We start from the raw sequence: 13,436 nt of genomic DNA on the forward strand, positions 1-13,436 counted from the left end.
TTGACGTTATCCCGACCAGCTGAAACAGGGGAACCATGATGATGCGGGCGATCGGCCAAGACGTTTTCGGTGGTCCCGAAGTGTTGAAGATCGTGGAGGTGGTGCGGCCTGAGGCGGGGCCCGCCGAGGTGCTCGTGCGGGTGGTGGCGGCAGGGGTCAACCCGACCGACTCCTGGCACCGTTCCAGCGGTGGACTGGCAGGTGGTGACGCCCCCATCAGGCTGGGCTGGGACGTGTCGGGCGTGGTAGAGGCCATCGGAGTGGGTGTAACCACCCTTGCGCCCGGAGATGAGGTGTTCGGGATGCCACGCCATCCGCGGCCCGCGGGTGGCTATGCCCAGTATGTCACCTCCCCGGCTCGGCATCTGGTCCGCAAGCCGTCCGAGATCTCCCATACCCAGGCCGCCGCCTTGCCCCTGGCCGGTCTCACCGCGTGGCAGGCGCTGGTCGACACCGCCGATGTGCGCCCCGGACAGCGGGTGCTGATCCACGCCGCGGCGGGCGGAGTGGGGCATCTGGCCGTCCAGATCGCCAAGGCACGCGGTGCCTACGTCATCGGCACCGCCCGATCGGCCAACCACGCGTTCGTACGCGGCCTGGGTGCCGAAGAGGTCATCGACTACACACAGACCGACTTCACCTCCGCAGTTCACGATGTCGACGTCGTCATCGACACGATCGGAGGCGAGTACGGGCCGCGCTCACTGAAGACCTTGCGCCCGGGCGGTATCGTCGTCTCGCTCGCATCTCCGGCCGAAGCGGCACTCGCCCAAGTGGCGCGGCCACTCGGGCTGCGCACCCAATTCATGATCGTCGAAGCCGACCAGGAAGGACTGCGGCAGCTCGACTCGCTCGTCAAGGCGGGCCAACTGCGCCCCGAGATCGCCACCTGCCTGCCCTTGGAGCGAGCAGCCCGGGCGCACGAGCTGAGCCAGAGCGGCCGTATCTGCGGAAAGATCGTCCTGGCCGTGGGGCGGGCCTGATGGCGACCTTCGTCCTGGTCCCTGGCGCCTGGCACGGCGCCTGGACCTTCCAGCCGCTGGCCCGACGACTGCGCGCGCACGGCCACGAGGCCCACGCTCTCACCCTGACCGGCCTCGGCGAGCGCAAGCACCTGCTTACCGGCACCGTCAACCTCAACACTCACCTGCACGACGTGCTGAACCTGCTGGAAGACGAGCAGATCACCGACGCCGTCCTGGTCGGCCACAGCTACGGCGGCATGGTCATCACCGGAGTCGCCGACCGGGTCCCCGACCGGGTGAGCGGTCTGGTCTACATCGACGCCATGGTGCCCCAAGACGGCGACTCGTGCTGGTCCCTGGTCACTGAGCAGGAACGAGCCTGGTACCTCAACGGCGTCGACCAAACCGGCTACTCCAGCTCCCCCCTGCCCTTCTTCGACCCGCGCGCCACCTCCCATCCCCTGGCCTCCCTCCTCCAGGCCATCCGCCTGCGCCACGATCTGTCGGCGTTCGCCCGTAAGGACTACATCTACGCCACCGGCTGGGACACGCCCTCCCCGTTCGAGTCCCTCTACCGGCGACTGCTGACCGATTCCTCCTGGCGGGTCCACGCCGTCCGCTCTGGCCACAACGTCATGAGTGACGCCCCCGAAGAGCTCCTCAAAATCCTCATCCAAACCGCACGTTGACTTAGGTGCGTATAGCACTGAAGGAGACTGAGATGAACGCACGCATAGAGTTGGACACCCTCGCGAAGGACGCCTACCGGGGGATCGGCGCGTTGGACCGCCACGTCGCCCAAAGTACGTTGCCCCCGGCTCTGGTGGAGCTGGTACGCCTGCGAGCCAGCCAGATCAACGGGTGCGTCTACTGCGTCGACATGCACAGCGCCGACGCGACGAAAGCGGGCGAGACCACCACGCGGCTGCACGCGGTGGCGGTCTGGCAGGAGGCGCCCTTGTTCACCGAACAGGAGCGGGCCGCGCTGGCGCTGACGGAGGCGGGGACGCGCCTGAGCGAGGGCGGCGACCGTGTGCCCGAGGAGGTGTGGGGGCAGGCTGCCCAGCACTTCACCCAGGAGGAACTGGCCGCTCTCGTCGTGGCGATTACTGCCGTCAACGCCTGGAACCGGATCGGTGTGATCACCCGCATGGTCCCCGCGTCCTACGAGAACGTATGAAGCCTCCGCGCGTGCTGGCACTGGCCCAGCTGATGAACTCGATCGGGGACGGCGCCTACTACGTCACCTCCGCTCTCTACTTCGCCAGGACCGTGGGCCTGACCCCGGCCCAGATCGGCTTCGGCCTGACCCTGGGCTGGGTGGTCGGTTCGGTGGTTGGGGTCCCCTTGGGAAACCTGGCCGACCGGCGCGGCGCGCGCGGCACCGCCGTCCTGCTGGCGCTGGCCACCGCGATTGCGGTGGCGTCGTTCCTGTTCGTGCGCTCCTTCCCGCTTTTCGCGGTGGCCGCCGTGCTCTACGCGAGCTGCCAGTGCGGGCTCCTCGCGGCCCGGCAGGCACTGCTGGCCGGGCTGGTGGAACAGGTCAGGCGCACCGAGGTGCGCGCCTTCCTGCAGTCGACGACGAACGCCGGGTTGGCCGTCGGCGCCGCACTCGGCGGGCTCGCCCTGCAGTCCGACACTCGCGAGGCCTACCTGGCCATCTTCGTGATGGACGCCGTGAGCTTCCTGACCGCGGCGCTCGTCTTGAGCCGTCTGCCCGTGGTCGCCCCTGCGAAGGCGAAGCCGGGGGAGCCCCGGCTCGCGGTCCTGCATGACCGCCCGTACGCGGTCGTCACAATGATCAATGCGGTCATGCTGTTCTACATGCCACTGATCAGCCTGGTGATCCCGCTGTGGATCGTGCAGCAGACCCAAGCGCCGACGTGGACGGTCTCCGCGCTGCTGGTGCTCAACACCCTCAGTGTGGTTGCCTTCCAGGTCCGGGTCGCGCGGCGGGTGAGAGGTCTCAGGAGCGCCTCACGGGTCGTGCGGCACGCGGGCCTGGTCATGTTCTCCGCGTGTGCCGTCTTCGCCCTCTCCGCGATCGGGTCCTCCGCCTGGACCGCCGGGCTGATTCTCCTGGCAGCGGCGGGTCTGCAAGTCCTCGGCGAGATGATGCTCGCCTCGGGCGCCTGGGAGATCAGCTTCGAGCTGGCTCCCGCCGACAAGCAGGGTCAGTACCAGGGCTTCTTCGGCACCGGGCAGGCCATCGCCAGAATGCTCGGCCCTCTGGTCCTGACTACCTTGCTCCTTGGCTGGGGTGCTCCCGGCTGGCTCCTGCTCGGTGTCCTCTTTGCCGCGGCGGGGATCGCCATGGGTCCGGCCGTCCGCTGGGCCGAGCGCACCAGGGCCCAATCCGATCGCCCCGCAGCTGTGTCGCCTCAATGAAAGTGCATGTCGGGTGGGTCAGTAGAAGCGTCTGACCTGCAGGGATGCCGAGCTCGAGAAACGGAAACACCAATACATAACGCGCGAGCGTCTCTCACTGCGATGTGCCGGGTTGGTGTCGGTGGGTTGGTGTCAGTGACGGCATGTCAGGCCGGGGTGTTTCCGCTGGTCGGGTGCTGAGGACGCGCGGGGTCACTGCAGTGGGGCGGTGCATGTGAGGGGCATGGCTGTCATGCGGCGGTACACCCCACCCCGCTCCACTGTCTTGGGTACGGCACTTCTGAGAGGGCGTTAAGTCCCGTTCTTGATGATGTGGTGTCGCCCGTTCGTGGGTGATGGGACGGTTCCGTCCTCGCGTCATGTCGTGTGCATGATGGGGTCGCGGGCATGGAACGGATGCCGTACGCAACCGACTTGTCCGACGGGCAGTGGGCGTTGATCGAGCCGCTGGTCACCGCGTGGAAGCAGGAGCGGGTGGCGCGGTCGGCGACCGGGGACCCGGGCTCCTGCGACCTGCGCGAGGTCGTGAACGCGCTGCTCTACCAGAACCGGGCGGGCTGTCAGTGGCGGCTCCTGCCGCACGACCTCCCGGCCTGGTCGGCGGTGTTCTACTACTTCACCCTTTGGCGCCAGGACGGCCTTGACCAGCGGATCCAGGAGATCCTGCGCTGCCAGGTGCGGGAGCGGGCCAGACGATTAGAGGACCCGTCCCTGGTGATCATCGACACCCAGTCCGTCCGCGTGGCGGCCGGGGTGCCGAAGGAGACGACGGGACTGGACGCGAACAAGAAGACGCCCGGCAGGAAGCGGGGAGTCGCCGTCGACGTGCTGGGCCTGATCATCGGTGTGGTGATCCTCGCTGCGAGCGCGCACGACAACGAGGCCGGCATCGCCCTGCTGGACCAGGCGGCCGAACGATGTGGGATGCGCCTGGAGAAGGTCCTGGTCGACCAGGGCTTCAAAGACGCCGTGGTCATCCACGGGGCGGTGAAGGACATCACCGTCGAGGTGGTCCGCCGCAACCCCGACGACCATGGCAAGGGCTTCGTCCCGCAACCGAAGCGGTGGGTGGTCGAGCAGGTCAACGGCACCCTCATGCTGCACCGGCGCCTCGCCCGCGACTACGACCACCGGCCCGACAACGCGGCCTCCCGCGTCTACTGGGCCTCCACCGCCGGCATGCTCCGCCGCCTCACCACCCCTGCCCTCACCTGGCGGGACGACGTGGAGCTGGCCGCGTGAACGTCCACGAACTCCTGCGGCTGCTGCAGACCGAACACGATGAGACCGCCGCACGAGCCGACAGCCTGCGTGAGCAGATCGAGCGGCTCACCACCGCCCTCGCCGAGACCGAAGCCCGCCTGGCCGAGCTCGCCGCCACCCGCAAGGTCATCGACGGCCTCACCCCTCCCGACCACGCAACGGCCCCGCGGAGACCACCACCGCCACCGTCTGCCAGCGCATCGTGACCACGTTCAACGAGCACCCCGGGAAGGTGTTCCGCGTCCGCGATCTGCACGAGCACCTCGGCCTGCCCACCGACGAGCCCTCGATCAACGTCACCCGCTCCCGCCTGGGACGACTCGCCCGCCAGGGACTCCTCGAACAACCCGGACGCGGCCGCTACCAGAAACGGACTTAACGCCCTCTTAGAACGTGGCTGTGACGTGTCGTCACCGTAGCGCAGGGGCGGCACGTCTTTCACCGGTTCGTTCTCTGTCTTTAAAACGAGTGGCCGGACGTGTGGAGTCGATGCAGCGGGATCATGCTGCCTGACTCGCGATAAGCCCACTTCTCACCGTGCGCGCTTGAGGACGGTCATTAGGAGACGAGGCAGGCCATGTGCGCAACGTAGAGTCAAGCCATGAGCGTTGACGTCACTTTGCTGCCCGCGACCATCCCGCCCCGCCTCGCCGAGGAAGACATCGACCGGATCAGGCGATTCGAAGACCGGACGGCTGGCGAACAGCTTCGGTTCGAGTACTCCGTCCCGCCCAGTGGCGCCCTGGTGGTCTGGCGTCTGTCCGATCCCAATCTCACCCCCGAGGTGGAGGCCGTGTTCGGCCCGGCGGCTTGGGAGGAGGTGCAGGGAGACTTGCATCGTCCCCTGTAACCCTCAAGTCGCCCGTCTTGGGCGCACGCTGAGCCGACTGCGTACCGCCAGCGCCGCGAAGCCTCTGCCGGGAGAATCGTTCCTAGCGAAGAATCGAACTCGGTCGAACGATGAGTCTTGTCGGGGCATCGGATCGTCTAGCTCCAGATAATGTCTTCTATGGAGCGAAAGATCCGAGCGGGGGGAGCGGCTGTGACCGAGGGGCCAATTCGACTGGATGAGGTGTGGGCGTTCTGCACTGCACGCCTGGACGACGATGATGCATACGCTCGTGCCGCCAGTGAAGGGCCGTGGCGATATGACCCCGGTAAGCACTGGCGCAGGGCGGGTTCTTCTGATTACGAAGAGGGAGTCTTCGCTGGACCGCCGGGCGCCCAGGCGATGTGCATCGCTGGGACCGGACAGACGGACGACCCGCAGAGCATGGCAGACGCAGCGCACATCGCTCGCCACGACCCGACACGTGTCCTTGCTGAGGTGGCCTTCAAGCGGCAGTTGCTCACCGAGCACAAGCCCGAACTCCAGGCTGCCGTGAAAGACCGCGAGGTGACCCCTAGGGTCGTCTGCCGTATCGATGGCGACGACTGCCCATTCACCCAGGGCCTGGCCGCGCTGTACGACGACCACCCGGACTACAAGGAAACGTGGCGGCCGTGAGCAGCGTGAACGCCTGTGTGTTCTGCGAGATCGTCTCCGGGCGCGCCCCCGCCACCGTGGTGCGGGAGTGGGACGACGCGCTCGCCCTCGTGCCGCTCGGTCCCGTCGTGGACGGCCACACCCTCGTCATCCCCAAACAGCACGTCGCCGACTTCGGCGAGGACCCGGACGTCTCGGCCGCAACGATGCGGCGCGCCGCCGAACTGGCCGCCGGCGACCGGCCGATGAACGTCATCACCTCGCGCGGCCGCGAAGCCACCCAGTCCGTGTTCCACCTCCATCTGCACCTGGTGCCGCGCGCCGCGAACGACGGACTCGCCCTGCCCTGGTACATCAGCCACGGCAGGAGGCGAACAGCATGAGGCCGGAGGATGAGGCGACCGCGCACCTGCTCGTGGCCGCTGCGTTCCATGACGCGGCCGCGGCCGCCGACGAACGCGGCGACCCCAGTGTCGGAGACTTCTCCCGCGCAGTCCTGCGACGGTTCGAGGAACACCATCACCTCGAAGGCACGCTGTACGCCGTCGTCATGAAGTACGCCCAGCAGCACGCCTCCCGGGACGAGGTGGCGCCCTGCAACGCTGGATGGCCGAGGTGTCGGGCCCGTGAGCGAGCACGACGACGTGGTGGACGCGGAGCTGGTCGAGGAGGACCGGCTTCCCGCCATCCCTGAGGACCGCGCCCCGGCCGTCCCGTTGGCCGAGGAGGATCCCGACGCGTGGCTGCCGCCGGAGGCGCAGGAGGACGTCGCCGCGGGCATCCCCCGGGACACCAGCCGGGCGTACGAGGGCGACATGCAGCGCTTCGCCGAATGGTGCGAGAGCGTCGGCCGCCGCGTCCTGCCCGCGGCCCCGCAGACCGTCACCGCCTACCTGTCGTACCTGAAGCGGACCCCGCGCGAGCGCACAGGGAAGCCGTATGGGCCAGCGTCGATGGACCGCATCATCGCCTCCATCCGGTCCTCGCACCGCGCGGCCGGCTTCCGGCCGCCCGACACCATGGGCGCCCGGAAGGTCGTTGCCGGATACCGCGAGCAGCTCGCACTGGCCAATGATCCCGCAGCACAGCAGAAGAAGGCGACACCAGCCGACCGGAAGGTGCTGCGCCAGGCGCTGGCCCGGCTCGACCGGACGAAGCTGGTCGGGAAGCGGGACGCCGCCCTGATGTTGCTCGGGCACGCCCTCGCCTCGCGCGGGAGCGAACTGGCGCCGCTGGACTGGCCGGCCAGCTTCACCGACCTGCCCGAGGGCGGCTTGCGGGTGTGGCTGTACCGGAAGAAGCGGAAGAAGTGGCAGGACGTGGAGGTGCTGCCGGATCCGGATCCGGAGCTGTGCTCGGTGGCCGCCGTGCGGGCCTTGGTGGAGGGGCTCGCCCACGAGGGGCACACCAGCGGTCCCCTGTTCCTGCGTATAGACCAGTGGGGCTACATAGGAGCGGAGATGAACCGCGACGGGCAGCCGATCGGCGACCCGTCGGGCCGGATCAGCGTGAACGGGGCCTCCGACGTGGTCAGCCGGTCCATCGCGCGCACCGGCCTGCCCGGCGAGTGGCGATCTCATTCGCTGCGGCGAGGGTTCGTGAAGTCGGCCCGGGACGCCGGGGTGGACATCGTCGACATCGGCCGCCACGGTGGCTGGGACGACCGCTCGAAGGCGCTCATCGGCTACATCGACGAGGAGGACAGCATCGGGGAGCGTAACCCGCTGGCGAGGATCGGGAAGAAGGCAGCCGAGGAGCACCAGGAACAGGGGGAGGCGTGACCACGCAGCAGTACCGGCCTCGGGGAACAACGGACCAGCCGTTAGCGCTAAGACAGTGTCCTATGTGGTGAGGCGGATGAGCCGCTTGTAGCAGCAGAGGGCGGCGGCGAGGCCGAGGAAGGCCAGGTAGTTGCGGGGGTGGCGTTCGTAGCGGTGGTTGAGTCGGCGGTAGCCGGTCAGCCAGGACATGGTGCGTTCGACGACCCATCTGTGGCGGCCGAGTCGTTCGCTGGACTCAATGCCTTTGCGGGCGATGCGGACCGCGATGCGTTTGCCGCGTAACCATTTCCGCAGGTCAGATGTGTCGTAGGCTTTGTCGGCGTGGAGTTTGCGGGGCTTGTAGATCCAGCCGCGGTGGGGGTCGTGTCTCGATTGGAGACCGGCCACCATGGGCTTCAGCCCGAGGCTGTCGTGCGTGTTGGCGGCGGAGATGCCGACGACCAGGGGCAGTCCGTTCGCGTCCGACAGGACGTGCATCTTGGAACCTGCTTTGCCGCGGTCCACGGGGCTTGGACCTGTGAGTTCGCCCCTTTTTTGGCCCGTACGTGGGCCGAGTCGAGAACGGTCCGGGTCAGGTCGAGCAAGCCGCATTCGTCGATCCGGTCGAGGACCGCTTCGTGCAGACGCCCCCAGACGCCGGCCCTGGACCAGATCATGAACCGACGATGCGCGGTGGACTTCGAGATGCCGAAGCACGGCGGCAGAGCCCGCCATGCGCATCCACTGACCAGCACATAGACGATCGCAGCGAACAGCGTCTCATCAGGCGTGTCCTGCGTCCCGCCGCCCTGCGACCGCACCTTCGACGGAGGGATCAGCGGCTTCGCGATGTCCCACAGCCCGTCCGGAACAATCCAACTCCACGTATCCCGCCCCATGCCAGCCTCAACGAGCCACAGCCACATAGGAGACGGTCTAAGAGATCATCTCATTTGGCCGGGTCGGTAGCCTGTCGGTCGTGGTGGGGATTGTTGAGCGGCTGGTGCCGGACGAGTTGTGGGATCTGTTCCAGCGTGTGGTGCCGGAGGCGCCGTCGCGGCCTCAGGGTGGTGGCCGACGCCGGCATGGCGACCGGGAGGTGCTGGCCGCGATCGTGTTCGTGGCCACGTCGGGCTGCACGTGGCAGCAGATGCCATCCGCGTCGTTCGGACCATCAGGAGCAACGGCCCACCGGCGCTTCTCGGAGTGGACGAAGGCACGCGTGTGGGCCAAGCTCTACCGCCTGGTCCTCGACGAGCTCGGGGCCCGAGGCGAGCTGGACTGGTCCCGCTGCGCGATCGACTCGGTGAACATGCGGGCGATGAAAAGGGGGACCTGACAGGTCCGAATCCTGTGGACCGGGGCAAGTACGGTTCGAAGATTCACTTGATCACCGAGCGCACAGGTCTGCCATCTCTGTCGCAATCTCGGCGGCCAACCTGCACGACAGCCAGGCCCTGATCCCGCTGGTCAAGGGCATACCGCCGATCCGGTCCCGCCGCGGGCCCCGGCGGCGCAAGCCGGGCAAGCTCCACGCCGACAAGGGCTACGACTACTCCCACCTGCGGCAATGGCTACGCCCGCGCGGTATCACCCACCGCATCGCCCGCAAGGGTGTCGAGTCCTCGCAGCGGCTGGGCCGTCACCGCTGGACCATCGAACGCACTATGGCCTGGCTCGCCGGCTGCCGACGCCTTCACCCTCGGAGGTGTGCCGTGCGCGACGGGCTGACCGCCCCGCCCTCCGGCGGCCCCTGAACACGAAAAAGGCCGGGGCCCCGGTTCTTCCGAACCGGGGCCCCGGCCTTCCGTGGGGAAGGGGACCGCTCAGGCCGCGAGAGGCGCCTTCCGCACCGCGCCGCGGAGCCCCAGGACACAGGCGACGCCGGCGGTGAGGGCGAACAGCACCATCACCGCGTTGACCAGCACGTCCGGTCCGGCGTCCTGCGCCAGCGCGTTGGACGTCGCCGCCCAGACGCCGAGCACCTGCGTGACGGCCACGAGGCCGAATCCAGCGGCACGCGCCCACGAGGGGCCCTTGTCCGCGAAGGAGGCGAGCCCGAGCGCGGCCGCTCCCCAGAGCAGCAGCAGGACCGTCAGCCCTTCGGCGGCGAGGAAGAGGACGCCGCCGAGGCCGCCGTACCCCCCCGCGTCCGTGTGGTCGATCTCAGAGGTGTCCACCACGAACACCGCAAGGGCCAACTCCATGAGGAGCAGGTAGCAGGCCTCCAGAACGAGGATCAGGGCACCGGCCCGCCTGACGAAAAGGGTCACTGATTGCTCCTCACAAGCCTGCCGCTCTTGATGATCCACAGCTTGCCGTTCCGCTGGGCGCTGCGGCAATCGTCCCGCGCCCTCGTCCCGGCGCTGTTCTGGCCGGTCCGATTGCGGCCGATCTCCCGGCCGATCGCGTTGTTCTTCAGGTCCATCTGCTTGTCAACGCCCGAGGACGTCGACTCGTGCCGGGTCGCGAACTCGTAGGCGTCCGTGGTGGACAGGCGGATCTCCATCCGCGCGTTCCAGTAGCAGTGCCGGAAGGAGTCACCCGTGCCCTGGAAGAGGGTGCTGTCGGGGTACCAGTCCTGCGCCTGCTTGAACGCCTTGTTCGCCGCGTCGTAGGCCGCGGTGCAGTCGATCGGGTTCCAGAAGCAGTACGACCTCTCGGAGGGCGTGGCGCTGCCGTAGCCGAAGCCCGGGTCCATCAGGACCGGGTAGGCGAGCTCCTGGCCGGCGGCCGGCGCCAGCGAGGCGGTGACCTCGGTGCCCGAGAGCGTGAGCTTCACGGGGATCTCGACGCCCTTGGCGTCCCTGGCGATCGGGGCGGTGATGAAGGTGAGGTTGCCCAGTTCGTCCGAGACGATGATGACGTTGCCCGCTCCCTGCGTGGCCGTCTGGCCGGGACACAGCTGGAGGGAGTACGCGTAGCTCTTCGCCGCGGACGCGCTCCGCAGCAGGTGGAACGTCTCGACGGCGTTCTGGCTCGTCCGGATGGCGAGGGTGTCCGCGTCCGTCTGCGTGTTGGGGTAGACGATGACGCCGGTCTCGCTGAGGCCGGCGGTCGCGGCGGCACCCGCGGGCATGGTCACGGCGGTCTGGGTGGTCCCGTCCGCGCTCGTGCCCACGATCTCCTGGCCCGCCGTGCCGGGGAGCTCCACGACGCCGGCGGCGAGGACGGACTCCTCCGTCTCGACGACCTCGGGGTCGATCTGCTCCTGGTAGCCCACCGGGGTGTCGTCGACCTCCTGGTACTCGGTGTCGATGGGCCGGTCCTCGGGCTCCGCCTGCTCCTCCTCGGGGTGCAGCAGGTCGGAGAAGTGGGTCTCGGCGATCTGGTTGATGAACGCGGGGGAGAGGACCCCGGTGATCCGGCCGCTGCGGAAGGTGTACTCCGCCGGGTCCGACCACGTTCCGGCGACGTTCTTGACCCGGGCGGACAGGACGTGCGTGCCGTCCACCGAGGGGGTCAGGGTCACGGTCGCCTTGCTGGCCGTCAGCGCCACGGTGCTCGGCGCGCCACCGTCGAGGGTGTACTCGGCCGTCACCGCCTTGCCCTGGGGATCGGTGATCGTGAACGATCCGGGCGTCCCCGCGCCGCCGTGCCACAGGCCGTCGGCGGGGTAGGTGGTGGAGCTGACGGCGGGGGCCGCGGGCACGGACGTGTCCACGGTCAGGGTGCGCCAGACGGACCAACAGCCGTTCCAGAGCTTGCCGTCGTACACGGCGATGCGCCACTTGTACGTCCCCGGCGCCAGCGCGCCGGCCGTCCAGGTGCCGGGCTTGCCGGACGGGACGAAAGCGGAGACCCCGCTCGTGACCTTGGCGGTGGCGTCCGCGTTCCACACCTCGAAGGTGAGGCGCACGGAGTCACCGTCGGGGTCGGTGGCCTGACCGGTGAGGGTGGGGGTGGTGTCCGCCGTGACCAGGGCGTCGGCGGGGCTCACCGGGGAGGCCAGGTTCGGCTTGGTGTTGTACGTGACGACGAGGGTCGGCTCGGTGGGGCCCTGGGACCCGTCCACGTAGTTCGCGGAGCGGAAGCGCCGCCAGCTCAGCGAGTCGGCCTCGTCGACCGCGCGCACCTGGAGGCCGTGGTTCGGCTGGCCCGAGGCCCAGGCCTGGACGATCGCGTCCACGTCCCAGCGCATGAAGTTCGCCGGGCACGCCGAACTGAATCCGTACGCAGCCTTGGAGACGACGGCGCCGTCGGCCGTCGTCGCGGGCTGGACCCCCCAGGTCACCGCGCTGGGGTCCCAGTTCGCGGTGATGCGCCGGACGGCCACGCCGGACCCGGTCGTGGCGCAGCTCGACGACCAGTAGGAGTGCAGCCTGAACTCGGTGTCCAGGATCTGCTTGCCGGCGTACTTCGACACGTCGAACTTCACGTACGACCGGGCCTTCGTGGTGCCGCCGTCGTACGTCCCGGCCTTCAGCTCGGTCGAACCGCGCTGGGAGTCGGGGTAGTTGGTGGCGACCCAGGTGTCCGTGGACGCCGCCAGGGTCGTCGTCGGGTCGATGTTGACCGGGTAGACGACGTCGGGGTCGGTGAGGAACTCCATGCTCGGCTTGAGGACCAGGACCGCCCGGCCCGCCCCCTGCTCGATGCTGGTCTCGATCTCCATGGAGTGGGTCGGGTCCCCGGACTTCGGGTCCGTGCCCATGCCCCACATGCGGGGGGCCGGGGCGCTGGCGACCAACGCCCCCTTGGAGTCCTCGAGTCGCAGGTGCCCCGACCGCTCCTTCTCCAGGCTCAGGCCCTTGAGGGTGATCGGGAGCCTCAGCTCCACCGGCTTGGTGGGCCGCTCGTTCAGGATGAGCGACTCGGTGAAGCCCTGCGGGAGCGCGGTGACGTGCAGGTCACCGTCGGGAACGACATCGTGGTAGACCGCGGTGTCGCCCTCGACCCGAGGGGTCGGCAGGGACTTCGACGTGGACCAGGCGAGACCGAAGGTCTGCGTCCCCCGGGTGACGGCGGCGAAGTCCTCGGCCCCGCCGTCGGACAGTTCGACGTCGGCCAGGGCGACTTCGGGTTCCAGCCGCCCCCCGGTGTCGGCGAGGGTGGTGTCGAGCTGCTTCCACTCGCCACCCTCCTTGACCCGGAACGGTCCGGACGCGGTCTCCGTGGTGAGCGTCCCGTTCGGGTTCGCCCAGGTGCTGGAGGTCTCCGTCCGCTCGGACAGGGCCTCGACGCGCTTCCCCCTCAACGCGGCGACCAGGCGGGCCGAAGCGAGGTCAGGTGCCTCGGCGCGGCCGGTGGTGTCAACGCCGCTCGATGCGGCGGCGATCGGTGTTTCCTCTACCGCGGTGGCCGGCAGCTGTATGGACAGCGTCAGCGCAACGGCGCTCGAGACGGACGCGAGGCGTACTGCTCGTCGCATCCATCCCCCCTTAGACGTCGTTTCAGTTGGTGAGTCGGCGGTAGCCGATGAGGGCTGCGGCTATGCCGACAAAGGCCAGGAAGTGCTCGGGCTTGCGTTCGTAGCGGCGGTGCAGTCGTCGGCATCCGGCCAGCCAGGAGACCGTCCTCTCGACGACCCAGCGGTGGCGCCCCAGCCGCGTGGAGGACTCGATGCCCTTGCGG

15 protein-coding genes and 1 pseudogene are annotated in these 13,436 nt (G+C 68.7%); 12 read left to right on the forward strand and 4 right to left on the reverse strand.

Annotation, left to right across the window (positions count from 1 at the left end; all coding sequences use genetic code 11):
- Positions 1 to 41: 41 nt before the first annotated feature.
- The 11 genes from J7E88_RS27145 to J7E88_RS27190 all read left to right on the forward strand — a co-directional run bounded on the left by J7E88_RS27145 (position 42) and on the right by J7E88_RS27190 (position 7,883).
- Positions 42 to 983: an NADP-dependent oxidoreductase gene (locus tag J7E88_RS27145; RefSeq protein ID WP_215185640.1), complete on the forward strand. Its 942-nt coding sequence runs from the start codon at positions 42 to 44 to the stop codon at positions 981 to 983.
- Positions 983 to 1,654: an alpha/beta fold hydrolase gene (locus J7E88_RS27150; protein WP_215185604.1), complete on the forward strand. Its 672-nt coding sequence runs from the start codon at positions 983 to 985 to the stop codon at positions 1,652 to 1,654. Before J7E88_RS27145 ends, J7E88_RS27150 begins: the two co-directional genes overlap by 1 nt.
- Positions 1,655 to 1,686: 32 nt before the next feature.
- Positions 1,687 to 2,145 (forward strand): carboxymuconolactone decarboxylase family protein, encoded by a 459-nt coding sequence (locus tag J7E88_RS27155; RefSeq protein ID WP_215185606.1) that lies wholly within the window; start codon positions 1,687 to 1,689, stop codon positions 2,143 to 2,145.
- Positions 2,142 to 3,353, forward strand: a complete 1,212-nt coding sequence (locus J7E88_RS27160) for an MFS transporter (protein ID WP_215185608.1) — start codon at positions 2,142 to 2,144, stop codon at positions 3,351 to 3,353. The genes J7E88_RS27155 and J7E88_RS27160 overlap by 4 nt, the downstream gene beginning before the upstream one ends.
- A gap of 387 nt (positions 3,354 to 3,740) precedes the next feature.
- Positions 3,741 to 4,595: an IS5 family transposase gene (locus J7E88_RS27165; protein WP_215185610.1), complete on the forward strand. Its 855-nt coding sequence runs from the start codon at positions 3,741 to 3,743 to the stop codon at positions 4,593 to 4,595.
- Complete coding sequence (locus J7E88_RS36275) at positions 4,592 to 4,822, forward strand: hypothetical protein (RefSeq protein ID WP_251023270.1); 231 nt, start codon at positions 4,592 to 4,594, stop codon at positions 4,820 to 4,822. The genes J7E88_RS27165 and J7E88_RS36275 overlap by 4 nt, the downstream gene beginning before the upstream one ends.
- Positions 4,819 to 4,995: a type IV toxin-antitoxin system AbiEi family antitoxin domain-containing protein gene (locus tag J7E88_RS36280; RefSeq protein ID WP_308307627.1), complete on the forward strand. Its 177-nt coding sequence runs from the start codon at positions 4,819 to 4,821 to the stop codon at positions 4,993 to 4,995. The genes J7E88_RS36275 and J7E88_RS36280 overlap by 4 nt, the downstream gene beginning before the upstream one ends.
- 222 nt (positions 4,996 to 5,217) lie before the next feature.
- Positions 5,218 to 5,466, forward strand: a complete 249-nt coding sequence (locus tag J7E88_RS27175; RefSeq protein WP_215185612.1) for a hypothetical protein — start codon at positions 5,218 to 5,220, stop codon at positions 5,464 to 5,466.
- Between the two features lie 159 nt (positions 5,467 to 5,625).
- A complete protein-coding gene (locus J7E88_RS36285) occupies positions 5,626 to 6,123 on the forward strand; it encodes a DUF6221 family protein (RefSeq protein ID WP_251023271.1) in 498 nt (165 codons plus the stop codon).
- A complete protein-coding gene (locus J7E88_RS27185) occupies positions 6,120 to 6,485 on the forward strand; it encodes an HIT domain-containing protein (protein ID WP_308307628.1) in 366 nt (121 codons plus the stop codon). Before J7E88_RS36285 ends, J7E88_RS27185 begins: the two co-directional genes overlap by 4 nt.
- 243 nt (positions 6,486 to 6,728) lie before the next feature.
- Positions 6,729 to 7,883: an integrase gene (locus J7E88_RS27190; RefSeq protein WP_215185616.1), complete on the forward strand. Its 1,155-nt coding sequence runs from the start codon at positions 6,729 to 6,731 to the stop codon at positions 7,881 to 7,883.
- 60 nt (positions 7,884 to 7,943) lie between these two features.
- Here the strand turns inward: J7E88_RS27190 and J7E88_RS27195 are convergent.
- A protein-coding gene (locus tag J7E88_RS27195) for an IS5 family transposase (protein WP_215185644.1) occupies positions 7,944 to 8,761 on the reverse strand; the annotation gives its coding sequence in 2 pieces (ribosomal slippage) (positions 7,944 to 8,413 and positions 8,413 to 8,761; 819 coding nt in all).
- A gap of 80 nt (positions 8,762 to 8,841) precedes the next feature.
- Here J7E88_RS27195 and J7E88_RS27200 point away from each other — a divergent pair.
- A pseudogene (locus J7E88_RS27200) lies at positions 8,842 to 9,619 on the forward strand (IS5 family transposase).
- Positions 9,620 to 9,688: 69 nt separating this feature from the next.
- On the opposite strand, the gene J7E88_RS27205 reads toward J7E88_RS27200, so the two are convergent.
- From J7E88_RS27205 to J7E88_RS27215, 3 genes are all read right to left on the reverse strand, one after another.
- Positions 9,689 to 10,135: a hypothetical protein gene (locus J7E88_RS27205; RefSeq protein WP_029382478.1), complete on the reverse strand. Its 447-nt coding sequence runs from the start codon at positions 10,133 to 10,135 to the stop codon at positions 9,689 to 9,691.
- Positions 10,132 to 13,233, reverse strand: coding sequence for a DNRLRE domain-containing protein (locus tag J7E88_RS27210; protein WP_215185618.1), 3,102 nt, complete (start codon positions 13,231 to 13,233; stop codon positions 10,132 to 10,134). Before J7E88_RS27210 ends, J7E88_RS27205 begins: the two co-directional genes overlap by 4 nt.
- 22 nt (positions 13,234 to 13,255) lie before the next feature.
- On the reverse strand, positions 13,256 to 13,436 hold a 181-nt coding region (locus J7E88_RS27215), incomplete at its 5' end, for a transposase (protein WP_215185620.1).

The organism is Streptomyces sp. ISL-10, assembly GCF_018614575.1.
Classification (GTDB): Bacteria; Actinomycetota; Actinomycetes; order Streptomycetales; family Streptomycetaceae; genus Streptomyces.

What these genes read in the sequence shown, in the direction of transcription:
- J7E88_RS36285 (WP_251023271.1), top strand. Translation starts at nt 5,626, where the DNA reads ATGGAGCGAAAGATCCGAGCGGGGGGAGCGGCTGTGACCGAGGGGCCA.
- J7E88_RS27160 (WP_215185608.1), top strand. Translation starts at nt 2,142, where the DNA reads ATGAAGCCTCCGCGCGTGCTGGCACTGGCCCAGCTGATGAACTCGATC.
- J7E88_RS27145 (WP_215185640.1), top strand. Translation starts at nt 42, where the DNA reads ATGCGGGCGATCGGCCAAGACGTTTTCGGTGGTCCCGAAGTGTTGAAG.
- J7E88_RS27150 (WP_215185604.1), top strand. Translation starts at nt 983, where the DNA reads ATGGCGACCTTCGTCCTGGTCCCTGGCGCCTGGCACGGCGCCTGGACC.
- J7E88_RS27155 (WP_215185606.1), top strand. Translation starts at nt 1,687, where the DNA reads ATGAACGCACGCATAGAGTTGGACACCCTCGCGAAGGACGCCTACCGG.
- J7E88_RS27210 (WP_215185618.1), bottom strand. Translation starts at nt 13,233, where the DNA reads ATGCGACGAGCAGTACGCCTCGCGTCCGTCTCGAGCGCCGTTGCGCTG.
- J7E88_RS27165 (WP_215185610.1), top strand. Translation starts at nt 3,741, where the DNA reads ATGGAACGGATGCCGTACGCAACCGACTTGTCCGACGGGCAGTGGGCG.
- J7E88_RS27175 (WP_215185612.1), top strand. Translation starts at nt 5,218, where the DNA reads ATGAGCGTTGACGTCACTTTGCTGCCCGCGACCATCCCGCCCCGCCTC.